General features: G+C 71.3%; 11 protein-coding genes and 1 pseudogene. 9 read left to right on the top strand and 3 right to left on the bottom strand.

Annotated features, from left to right (window positions below; genetic code table 11):
- Both GA0115254_RS16915 and mycP read left to right on the top strand, forming a co-directional pair.
- Positions 1 to 885: pseudogene (locus tag GA0115254_RS16915) on the top strand (hypothetical protein); the annotation flags it as partial.
- Complete coding sequence (mycP, locus tag GA0115254_RS16910; protein ID WP_093896125.1) at positions 882 to 2,081, top strand: type VII secretion-associated serine protease mycosin; 1,200 nt, start codon at positions 882 to 884, stop codon at positions 2,079 to 2,081. The pseudogene GA0115254_RS16915 and the gene mycP, both read left to right, overlap by 4 nt.
- Before the next feature lie 29 nt (positions 2,082 to 2,110).
- Here the strand turns inward: mycP and GA0115254_RS16905 are convergent, their stop codons facing one another.
- Positions 2,111 to 3,022 carry a serine hydrolase gene (locus tag GA0115254_RS16905; protein WP_093896124.1) on the bottom strand — a complete coding sequence of 304 codons (912 nt, stop codon included), beginning with the start codon at positions 3,020 to 3,022 and terminating at the stop codon, positions 2,111 to 2,113.
- 132 nt (positions 3,023 to 3,154) lie between these two features.
- On the opposite strand from GA0115254_RS16905, the gene GA0115254_RS16900 reads away from it, so the two are divergent.
- The gene (locus GA0115254_RS16900) at positions 3,155 to 3,883 is read left to right on the top strand and encodes an SseB family protein (RefSeq protein ID WP_093896123.1); all 729 of its coding nucleotides are present in this window, start codon (positions 3,155 to 3,157) and stop codon (positions 3,881 to 3,883) included.
- A gap of 139 nt (positions 3,884 to 4,022) precedes the next feature.
- On the opposite strand, the gene GA0115254_RS16895 is transcribed toward GA0115254_RS16900, so the two are convergent.
- Positions 4,023 to 4,385, bottom strand: coding sequence for a DUF1844 domain-containing protein (locus GA0115254_RS16895; RefSeq protein ID WP_093896122.1), 363 nt, complete (start codon positions 4,383 to 4,385; stop codon positions 4,023 to 4,025).
- Between the two features lie 342 nt (positions 4,386 to 4,727).
- Between GA0115254_RS16895 and infC the strand changes: the two genes are divergently transcribed.
- The 4 genes from infC (at position 4,728) to GA0115254_RS16875 (ending at position 7,194) form a co-directional block, all read left to right on the top strand.
- Positions 4,728 to 5,426, top strand: coding sequence for a translation initiation factor IF-3 (infC, locus tag GA0115254_RS16890; protein WP_218105547.1), 699 nt, complete (start codon positions 4,728 to 4,730; stop codon positions 5,424 to 5,426).
- A 121-nt stretch (positions 5,427 to 5,547) separates the two neighbouring features.
- Entirely contained in the window at positions 5,548 to 5,742 is a 195-nt protein-coding gene (gene rpmI / locus GA0115254_RS16885) for a 50S ribosomal protein L35 (RefSeq protein WP_093896121.1), read from the top strand.
- A gap of 109 nt (positions 5,743 to 5,851) precedes the next feature.
- Positions 5,852 to 6,235 (top strand): 50S ribosomal protein L20, encoded by a 384-nt coding sequence (rplT, locus tag GA0115254_RS16880; protein WP_018103794.1) that lies wholly within the window; start codon positions 5,852 to 5,854, stop codon positions 6,233 to 6,235.
- A 125-nt stretch (positions 6,236 to 6,360) separates the two neighbouring features.
- A complete protein-coding gene (locus GA0115254_RS16875; RefSeq protein WP_093896120.1) occupies positions 6,361 to 7,194 on the top strand; it encodes a TrmH family RNA methyltransferase in 834 nt (277 codons plus the stop codon).
- Here the strand turns inward: GA0115254_RS16875 and GA0115254_RS16870 are convergent.
- On the bottom strand, positions 7,191 to 8,378 hold the full coding sequence (locus GA0115254_RS16870) for a PucR family transcriptional regulator (protein WP_093896119.1): 1,188 nt from the start codon (positions 8,376 to 8,378) through the stop codon (positions 7,191 to 7,193). The genes GA0115254_RS16875 and GA0115254_RS16870 overlap by 4 nt on opposite strands.
- Positions 8,379 to 8,499: 121 nt before the next feature.
- Between GA0115254_RS16870 and ureA the strand changes: the two genes are divergently transcribed.
- Both ureA and GA0115254_RS16860 read left to right on the top strand, forming a co-directional pair.
- Positions 8,500 to 9,111 carry an urease subunit gamma gene (gene ureA, locus GA0115254_RS16865; protein ID WP_093896118.1) on the top strand — a complete coding sequence of 204 codons (612 nt, stop codon included), beginning with the start codon at positions 8,500 to 8,502 and terminating at the stop codon, positions 9,109 to 9,111.
- Positions 9,108 to 10,793, top strand: coding sequence for an urease subunit alpha (locus GA0115254_RS16860; protein WP_093896117.1), 1,686 nt, complete (start codon positions 9,108 to 9,110; stop codon positions 10,791 to 10,793). Before ureA ends, GA0115254_RS16860 begins: the two co-directional genes overlap by 4 nt.
- Positions 10,794 to 10,803 lie beyond the last annotated feature (10 nt).

The following is a 10,803-nucleotide window of genomic DNA, read 5'->3' as shown; positions in this document are numbered from 1 at the left end:
CGTCCGGGGGGCGACCCCGCCACCGCCCGGGCAGGCGTACGTCCCGCACGCGTACCCGCACCCTTACCGCCATCCGCTCCCCGAGACACCCGCGGAGACCACCACCCGGCTGCGCCCCCACTCCGTACCCGCCACCCCATCAGGACCGCGACCGCCGCCGCCTGCGTCGTCCTCGGGCTCGGACTGATCGGAGGCGCGGCCACCGGCGCCTGGCTCACCAGCGCCTCCTCGGCCGACCCCGCCGCCCACAGCACCTACACCGTGGGCCGCTCGGCCTGGCACAGCGTCCCCGTGGACACTCTCTTCCCGCGCACGCTCAATGGCGACGGAGCGGGGCCCGGCGGTGCCGACCGGGTCTGGACCCGGGTCGGCGTCGCCCAGGACAGCGGCTGTACGCCGGCCCTGGACCCGCTGCTGGCCAGGACACTCGGCCAGGTCGGATGCGAGCGCATGCTCCGCGCCACCTACACCGACGCCACCAGCAGCAGTGTCACCACGGTCGGGGTGATCTTCACCGAGGGCGACACCGAGGCCATGAGAGCGCTGAGCACCCGCTTCACCGACCAGCACCTCGACCGGCGCACCGACCTGATGCCCCGTACGTACCCCGTCAAGGGCACGGTCGCAGCCGGGTTCGGCGACCGGCAGCGCGCCAGCTGGACCGTCCATGTACTGACCGAGGCACCCGTCATCGTGTTCGCCGTCTCCGGATTCGCCGACGGGCGAACGGTCACCGATCCGCAACCCGTCGCCAAGGCGATGGCCGCGAACGCCACCACGGCCGCCGCCCAGGCCGGGCTCGGCCACGAGGCCAAAGGAATCGCCGACCGGATCGAGCGCGGCCTGCACCGGACCATCACCGACCTCACGGAGAAGCCGGAATGAGCCGCCGCACCCGCCGCCACCGCCGCGCCCTGGGTGCGGTCTGCGCCGCCACCGCGTTCGCGCTCCTGCCCGCGGCGCCGGCCCGGGCCGATGCCATCCGGGACCAGCAGTGGGGCCTTCAGGCGCTCCACACCGATCAGGCCTGGCGGACCACCAAGGGCAGGGGGGTCACCGTTGCCGTCGTCGACACCGGGGTCGACGGCAGCCTCCCCGACCTGGCGGGCCAGGTGCTGCCCGGCAAGGACATGATCGGCTTCGGTGCCGGCCGCGGTGATCGGTCCTGGGCCCGCCACGGCACCGCGATGGCGGGGATCATCGCAGGTCACGGCCATGGTGCAGGACGCGGCGACGGAGTGCTGGGCATCGCGCCCGAGGCGAAGATCCTCCCGGTCCGGGTGATCCTCGAAGCCTCCGACCCGGCCCGTGCCAAGGCCCGGGAGTCCCGCGGCACGGCCCTCGCCGACGGCATCCGCTGGGCCGCCGACCACGGCGCCGACGTCATCAACCTCTCGCTCGGCGACGACAGCGAGTCGGCGCACCCCGAATCGGGCGAGGACGCCGCCATCCAGTACGCGCTGAAGAAGGGGGCCGTCGTCGTCGCCTCGTCGGGCAACGGAGGCGAGAAGGGCGACCACATCTCGTACCCCGCCGCGTACCCCGGCGTGATCGCGGTCGCCGCTGTCGACCGGTACGGCACACATGCCGCGTTCTCCACCCGCCGCTGGTACGCCACCGTCAGTGCCCCCGGAGTCGACATAGTCGTCGCCGCCCCCGACCGTCAGTACTACGTGGAGTGGGGCACCTCCGCCGCCTCCGCGTTCGTCTCGGGCGCGGTCGCCCTGGTCCGCGCCGCACATCCGGGACTGACGCCCGCCCAGATCAAGCAACTGCTCACGGACACGGCCCGCAGCGCCCCGGCGTCCGGCCGTGACGACGCCCGCGGGTACGGCATCGTCGACCCCGCCGCGGCGATCAAGGCCGGAGCCGGGCTCCGGCCCGCCGGCCTGCGTGCCGACTCCGCCGAGGCCGGATACCGGAAGCGGTACTTCGGCCCCGGCCCCACCCCCGAGCACCGTGACAGCAGCCCCGCAGGCTGGCTCGCCCCCGCCGCGGGCGGCCTCGGAGCGCTCCTGCTGGCACTGGCCGTGGTGCTGTGGCGCGGCAGGGGCGACAGGACGGCCACCGCACGGCGCTGAACGCGGCTCCAGCAACGCTCGGACCGCGCTCACCCGGCGGCGTCGAGCACGCCCACCGCCGCCTTCGCCACCGACTCCACGAGCGCGATCCCCGACTCCTTCGTCCGCTGCCCGCCCGAGAGCACCGCCACCAGATAGGTGCGGCCGTCCGCACTCACCCGCCCGATGCTGTTGATGTCCCACAGCCCGGTCGCCGTCCGGGGCATCCAGCCGTTCTTCAGGGCCCAGCCGCTGCCCGCCGCCGACACCCCCCACTGCTGGTCGGCCACGACCTGCCCCATCAGCCCCTGCAGATAAGTGCGGGAACCCTCGCTCAGCTCCGATTCCGTACCGAACACCGCTTTCAGCAAAGCCAGTTGATCCGCCGCCGTGGTCTGGGTCAGCCCCCATGCGTGCGCCGCCGTCGTCCCGGTCAGGCCCAGGCGTTCATTGGCCGCGTCGAGTGCTTCCGCCCCGCCGATCGCCCGCAGCAGCGCGGTGGCGGAGGCGTTGTCGCTCCGCTCGATCATGGCCCTCGCGTGGCCGTGCTCGCCGGCGGTGAGCACGCGCTTCTCGTCCTGGGCCATGAGCAGCAGCGCCGCGAGTATGTCGACCTTGACGATGCTGGCGGTGTCGTAAGCCCCGTCCCCGTAGACCGCCCGTGCCCCGCTCCCGGTGTCCAGCACCGCGACGGACACCTCCGCGTCACCCACGTCGGTCAGCAGCGGCTCCACCGCCGCGGCCAGCGCCGCGTCGAGATCCACCGTCGGCTCCTCACTCGTCGTTGCCGGGACCGGAGTGCTCCCGGCGGCCGGTACGGACGATACGGAAGCCGCGGCGTGGGGAGTGTGATCCGACGACCGGCCGGCCAGACAGATGCCACCCGCGGCCGAACCCGCCAGCAGGATCACGGCCGTCACGGATGCGAACAGGGCGGAGCCGCGGAATCTGTTTCGGGACATGCCCCGGACGCTAGGAACGGCACCTGGGCACAGGCTGGGTCCGACCTGTCGCCAGGGTAAGAAACCCCCGGTTGCCGGGGTGAGAAACCCCCAGTTGCCGGGGTGGGAAACCCCAGGCACTACGCTCGCCCTGTGGCGCTGAAGAACATTCCGGACCCTGGTTACTCCGACGACGACGGCACGGCCTCCCCGGCCCTGACCGCGGCACTCGCCGCCTGGTCCGAGGACCGGAAGGCCATCGGCCCGGTACTCGAAGCTCTCAAGGGTGCCCGGCTCCTGGTCCCTGTCGTCGCCGTCCTGGGGGAGGTGGAGGAGGACGAGAAGGGACTGCGTCGCGAGAAGACCAGTGACATGGCCGTCCCCACCCTTCAGGCGGGGGACCGTCGTGCCCTGCCCGCCTTCACCTCGACCGCCTCGCTGGCCCGCTGGGACCCGCAGGCCCGCCCCGTCGCCGTCCCCCTGCATCAGGCGCTTCAGGCCGCCGCGCACGAGAAGGCGGACACGGTCGTCCTCGATCTCGCCGGCCCGGTCGCATTCGAGCTGACCGGCTCCGCACTGCTCGCCCTCGCCGAGGGCCGTACCAGCGCCGATCCGCTGGACGACCCCGCGGTCACCTCGGCGGTACGGGACGCGGTCGCCGCCGAGCCCGCGGTGCTCCGCGCCCACCTCGGCCCCGGCCGGGCCGACGGCACCCTGGCCCTCGTCCTCGCACCCGGTGCGGACCCCGCCGACGCGGCCCGCCGGGTCGCGGAACTGCTGGCGGCCGACGAAGTCCTGCGCGCCCGCCTCGTGCGCGGCCTGGACCTGGCGCTGCTCCCGGCCGATGCGACCACGCCCGGTGAGGCCCTGTTCACGCGCTGACCCCCGAGCCGGCCGCCGGCTCGAAGTACGGACGGCGACTTCGGCGCGACGACGTGAGCCCCCTGCCCGGCCCGGGCAGGGGGCTCACGTCGTCAGAAGTCGTAAGTCGTAAGTCGTGAGAAAGAGAAGGCGGGCGGGCTCAGCCGAAGACGGGGCCGGTGTACTTCTCGCCGGGACCCTGGCCGGGCTCGTCCGGTACGAGCGATGCCTCACGGAACGCCAGCTGCAGGGACTTCAGGCCGTCACGCAGCGGAGCCGCGTGGAAGGAGCTGATCTCGGTGGTGCTGGCGTCCAGCAGGCCGGCCAGCGCATGCACCAGCTTGCGGGCCTCGTCGAGGTCCTTGTGCTCGTCGCCGTCCTCGGTCAGCCCGAGCTTCACGGCGGCGGCGCTCATCAGATTGACCGCGACCGTCACGATCACCTCGACCGCGGGCACCTCCGCGATGTCGCGGGCCATGTCGTCGAAGCCGGGGGAATCGGTGGTGGGGGTCGCGTCACTCATGCGCCATACGATAGGCCCACTCCGGTGCCGCCCCGTCTGCGGGAGCGGTGGGTGAGAGCTGGTTCGCGTGCGCCCGGGGGAGCTGCTAACCTTGTGTAACGACCGGCTGGGCACCTATGTGCTCGGCCCACAAGTGGAGGCTCCGATCTCCCACCTGACCATCCTCCGGGATGGCAGGTCACCGGTCAGGTGGCGCCCATCGTTCCGTACGGACGATGGAGCCGCCCGATACGCCCCGCGGTTGACCGCGGCGGTGTTCCGGTTTTCCAGGAGCCCCGCCTGTGTCCCGTCCGGGGCATTTTTGATGCGCTGGTGCGGTTGGTCTCACGAAACAGACGTTACGTGGCTGTCCGCCAGGCGGCCGCGTGGTGCTACCGAGGAGGATCCATCAGCGCCGAGCCCCGCATCAACGACCGGATTCGCGTTCCCGAGGTGCGACTTGTCGGTCCCAGCGGCGAGCAGGTCGGGATTGTTCCGCTTGCCAAGGCCCTGGAACTCGCACAGGAGTACGACCTCGACCTGGTCGAGGTGGCGGCGACCGCCCGTCCGCCCGTGTGCAAGCTCATGGACTACGGGAAGTTCAAGTACGAGTCGGCCATGAAGGCCCGTGAGGCGCGCAAGAACCAGGCGCACACGGTCATCAAGGAGATGAAGCTCCGGCCGAAGATCGACCCGCACGACTATGACACCAAGAAGGGTCATGTCGTCCGGTTCCTCAAGCAGGGCGACAAGGTCAAGATCACGATCATGTTCCGTGGTCGTGAGCAGTCCCGTCCTGAGCTGGGCTTCCGACTGCTCCAGCGTCTCGCTTCGGACGTGGAGGAACTCGGCTTCATCGAGTCCAACCCGAAGCAGGACGGCCGGAACATGATCATGGTTCTGGGCCCGCACAAGAAGAAGACCGAAGCCATGGCCGAGGCCCGCGAGGCCCAGGCCGCCCGCAAGGCGGGGCGTCAGGGTGCGACCCCCGACGCCGAACCTGCGGGCGAGGCTGCCGAAGCGCAGCCCGAGGCTCCGGCCGAGACACCTTCCGAGGCATGACCTCAGGGGGCCGCCATCCAGGCGGCCCCGGGTCTCCCCGGAATTCCCACCAAGATCTGACGCCCCTGCTGTCCGGTGCCCGCACCGCGAGGGGCGCCACTGACGAGGAGAGAACGGCGCGATGCCGAAGAACAAGACGCACAGCGGTGCCAGCAAGCGTTTCAAGATCACCGGCTCCGGCAAGGTGCTCCGTGAGCGCGCCGGCAAGCGCCACCTTCTTGAGCACAAGTCGTCCAAGAAGACCCGCTCGCTGACCGGCACGGTCGAGCTGGCCCCGGGCGATGCCAAGAAGGTCAAGAAGCTTCTCGGCAAGTGAGTCCGCAGCCCTCGGTGAATCCGTGGGCGGCGACCTCGACTCAGACCGGGACCAATTCGTTTCCGGGCCGTGTGAGTCCAACCACGGCCCCGCTACAAGGAGTTAAAAAGTGGCACGCGTCAAGCGGGCAGTAAACGCTCACAAGAAGCGCCGGGCAATCCTCGAGCAGGCCAGCGGTTACCGGGGCCAGCGCTCCCGCCTGTACCGCAAGGCGAAGGAGCAGGTCACCCACTCCCTCGTCTACAACTACAACGACCGCAAGAAGCGCAAGGGCGACTTCCGTCAGCTGTGGATCCAGCGCATCAACGCCGCTGCCCGCCAGAACGGCATGACGTACAACCGCCTCATCCAGGGTCTGAAGGCCGCCAACATCGAGGTGGACCGCAAGATCCTGGCCGAGCTCGCGGTCAACGACGCCAACGCGTTCGCCGCCCTCGTCGAGGTTGCCCAGAAGGCCCTCCCGAGCGACGTCAACGCCCCGAAGGCCGCCTGATCCAGGTCGCACTTCCTGTCTTCTGAGCCGGACCCGCAGGCGCTCGTCGTCTGCGGGTCCGGTGCGTTGCACGACATGTTCCGTACGTCCGTCACCTCCGTACGCAGAGAGGCTCGCCGCCGACCATGGGCACCCCCGAACTGATCTCCCCGCGATCGCCGCGCGTCACCGCCGCCCGCCGGCTGGCCAAGCGCAACTTCCGCGGCAAGGAGCGCAGGTTCATCGCCGAGGGGCCGCAGGCCGTGCGCGAGGCCGCCGGGCACCGCGGCAGCGACGGCGAGGCGACGCTGATCGAGCTGTTCGCCACCGTCGAGGCGGCCGAGCGGTACGCCGACATCGTCGACGCCGCCCACGCCGCCGGTGCCCGGGTGCACCTCGCGGACAGCGATGTGCTCGCCGATGTGTCGCAGACCGTCACCCCGCAGGGTCTCATCGGTGTCTGCCGCTTCCTCGACTCGCCGTTCGACGCGATCCTCGCCGCGAAGCCGAAGCTGGTCGCCGTCCTCGCCCACGTGCGCGACCCGGGCAACGCCGGTACGGTGCTGCGCTGCGCCGACGCCGCGGGTGCCGACGCCGTCGTGCTCACCGATGCATCGGTGGACCTCTACAACCCCAAGTCCGTCAGGGCCTCGGTCGGCTCGCTCTTCCACCTGCCGGTCGCCGTCGGTGTTCCGGTGGAGCAGGCCGTGCAGGGGCTGAGGGACGCGGGCGTAAGGATTCTCGCCGCCGACGGAGCGGGCGACGACGACCTCGACGACGAGCTGGACGCGGGGACCATGGGCGGGCCGACCGCCTGGGTCTTCGGCAACGAGGCCTGGGGCCTGCCGGAGGAGACCCGGGCGCTGGCCGACGCCGTCGTGAGGGTGCCGATCCACGGCAAGGCGGAGAGCCTCAATCTGGCGACGGCGGCGGCCGTCTGCCTGTACGCCTCCGCACGGGCCCAGCGCCCGCGCCGCTAATCCGCGGCCGCGGTCCTGGCCCGCAGGGCCACCGCGACCAGTGCCGCGTCGTCGGGGCGCCGGACGTCGCGGCCGGTCAGCTCGTGGAAGCGGGCGAAGCGGTGCTGGACCGTGTTGCGGTGGCAGTACAGCGCGGTCGCGGTGTCCGCGATGGAGCCGCTGCCGCGCAGGTGCTCGGTGACGGTCTCCAGCAGACGTGCGGCCTCCGTTGCCGATACTCCGGGGCCATCGAGACCGCCCAGCACATCGGCGGCCAGATCCGTGCCGAAGTCCCCGGCCCGCCGCACCAGCACATCCAGCCAGCTGTCCTCCAGCAGCCTCGGTGAACGGGCGTCCGGCGGCAGCATCTGCGCCGTCGCGATGGCCAGCACAGCCGCCCTGGGCACCGCCGCGAGCCCGTTCACCTGCGGCGAGACACCGCACGGGGTGGAGGCGAGCCGGACCAGCACCGACTGCCACGTGGTGCGTCGGCCCAGCTCCACCACCAGCACCGCGTCCCCGCCGACCGCCTGGTACTGCACCGGAGCACCCGCCGCGCGCAGCGCCGTCGCTGCCCGGTGCAGCCCCGAACCCTCCGCCGCCGGAGCCGCCGCGCACAGGAACGTGCCCGCGCCGTCGAAGCCCAGGGCCAGCGCCGCGTTCCGTACCACCGTCGGGTTGTGGCCCTCGCTCTCCAGCAGCCGGGAGAACCACATCCGCCGCTCGTCCTCCTGGCGCCGGCCCATCTCCAGAACCGTGCGCTGATACGCCGTCATGATGCCCGTGACATGGGACTCGACGGCCTCCCACACGTGGTACGCGGACGTCACCAGCTCCGCCATGTCCTCCTCGTCCGCCCGCTGGACCAGCGCCGCCCACACCACCCGGAAGTCCAGCCGGGCCGCTTCCAGCAGCGAGTCCAGCGGGACACCTTGGCGGGCCCGCTGCTCACCCACGCGCTGCGACACCCCGGCGATGTGCACGGGCACCGGAAGCTGCGCCACCGTACGCAGCAGCAGCTCGAACGCCTGCCAGGCGGAGCTGCGGAAATCGGCGTCCGGCACCCGCTCCGCATAGGCGCTGCGGACCGGATTGATCATCTCCATCCACTGGCCGATCAGACCGTCGATGTTGTCCAGGCACTGGCCCGCGAGCTCGGCGATCCGACGGGACGGGGGAGGGAAATCGGAAACCGGAGTGTGCATATGACCAATGTAAGGGGCCGTACGGGTGATGTTTCGACGTTGGATCTGTGCTCGTTGCCCTTGAAGCTGAGGCAATCCGGAATCCCCCTCCGGGCCCACCGCATTCAGGGAGGTCCTGGCAGTGCATCTGACGCCTCGCGAGCAGGAGCGTCTCCAGCTGTTCACCGTCGCCGAACTGGCCCGCCGCCGCAGGGCGCGCGGCCGGCGGCTGAACACGCCGGAGGCCATCGCGCTGATCTGCGACGAGGTGCTGGAGGCCGCCTGGGACGGACTCGGTCTGGACGAGGTGATCGAGGTGGGCCGCTCCGTGCTCACCGAGGCCGACGTGATGGACGGCGTGGCCGACATCGTCACCACCGTGCAGGTCGAGGCGCTCTTCCCGAGCGGCACCGCCCTCGTCGCCGTCGACCGGCCGATCGGCCCGGGGTCACCCGACACCGCACCCGGTGCCGTACGGACCGCCCCCGATCCGGTACGGATCAACGAGGGGCGTCCACGCACCACCCTCACCCTCCGCAACACCGGTGACCGTACGGTGTTCGTCTCCTCGCACTATCCGCTGCACGAGGTGAACGCGGCCCTGGAGCTGGACCGGGAAGCGGCGCGGGGGCTGCGGCTGGACATCGCGGCCGGCACCGCGCTGGCCTTCGAACCGGGGGAGTCCCGGGAGGTCTCGCTGATCCCCCTCTCCCGTCACCCGCAGCACGCCCAGTCCGAGGAGCAGCGCGCATGACCAGCATCGACCGCCGTACGTACAACGCTCTGTACGGTCCCACCACCGGTGACCGGATCCGGCTCGGCGACACCTCGCTCTGGGTCGAGGTGGAGGCCGACGACGGCACCCCCGGCGACGAACTGCTCGGCGGCTGCGGCAAGACCGTACGCGACGGGCTGCTGGCCTCGCCCCGTTCCGACCGGGACTCCGCCCTGGACATGGTGGTCGCCGGAGTCGTCCTCATGGACCCGGTTCTCGGCGTCCGCAAGACCGACATCGGCATCAAGGACGGCCGGATCGTCTCCGTCGGCGGCGTCGGCAACCCGGACGTGATGCCGGTCGAGTACGCCATCGACTCGCACACCTCCGTCGTCCCCGGCGAGGGGCTGATCGCCACCCCCGGCATCGTGGACAGCCATGTCCATCTCTCCTCGCCCGAGGTGGCGCCCGCAGCGCTCGCGGCCGGAGTCACCACGCTCGTCGGCATGGGACTCGGCGGGGTCTGGGAGATCGGCTGCAATCCGGCCCACAATCTGCACACCCTGATGAGTTCCTGGCAGGGCACCCCGCTCAACATCGCGTTCCTGGCCCGCGGTTCGTCCAGCTCCCGCACCCTGCTCGACGAGTCCGTGCTCGCCGGGGCCGGCGGCTTCAAGATCCACGAGGACTTCGGGGCCACCCCGCGCATCATCGACAACTGCCTCGACACCGCCGAGGCCGCCGATCTGCCGGTCGCCCTGCACACCGACTCCATGAACGAGTCCGGCTATCTGCGCGACACCATCGGCTCCACCCGGGGCCGGACCGTGCACGCGTACCACGTGGAGGGTGGTGGAGGTCACCCCGATCTGCTGGAGATCCTCTCCGAGCCGAACATCCTGCCGTCGTCGACCACGCCGACCATCCCGTACACCCCGAACACCGTCGGGGAACTGTTCCCGATGACGATGACCGTGCACCGGCAGAACCACCACTCGGCCAGCGACGTGGAGATATCCAAGGGCCGTATCCGTGCCCATGCGATCGCCGCCGAGAACGCCCTGCACGACCTCGGCGCGATCTCCATCGTCAACTCCGACTCCATGGGCATGGGCCGCATCGCCGAGACCGTCCGCCGCACCTGGCAGCTCGCCCACCTCCAGGCACGGGCGGCCGGGGAGGGCGGCGTCGAGCACCGCGCCAACCAGCGGGCCCTGCGCTACCTCGCCAAGATCACCCTCAACCCGGCGATCGCCCACGGCCTCGCGCACGAGGTCGGCACCGCTCAGGTGGGGCGCCTCGCCGACCTGGTGCTCTGGCACCCCGCCTACTTCGGCTCGAAGCCCGAACTGGTCATCAAGGCCGGATTCGTGGCATGGGGCAACACGGGGTCCGGTTCGGGATCGACCCGGCTGACCCAGCCCCGTACGTACAAGCCCTACTTCGGCGCCCTCGGCCAGGCGCCCGCGCGGCTCTCCCGGATCTTCGTCGCCGAGGCCGCGCTGGCGGACCGGGCCGCCCGGGCGGCGCTGCCCAAGGGACTCACCTACGCGCCGATCCGCGGCTCCCGCGGCCTCACCCGCGCCGACATGCTCCACAACACCGCGACCCCGCACGTCGTCGTGCCCCGTGAACCGGCACCCGTCCTGGTCGACGGCGTCCCCACCGCCACCCCCGCCGCCGACGTCGTGCCGCTGGCGCAGCTGCACCACCTCGCCTGAGCCCGAAAGC

Origin of the sequence: Streptomyces sp. Ncost-T10-10d, from assembly GCF_900091955.1 — a bacterium.
Lineage (GTDB): Bacteria > Actinomycetota > Actinomycetes > Streptomycetales > Streptomycetaceae > Streptomyces.
This window is presented reverse-complemented; position numbering and strand designations above follow the sequence as displayed.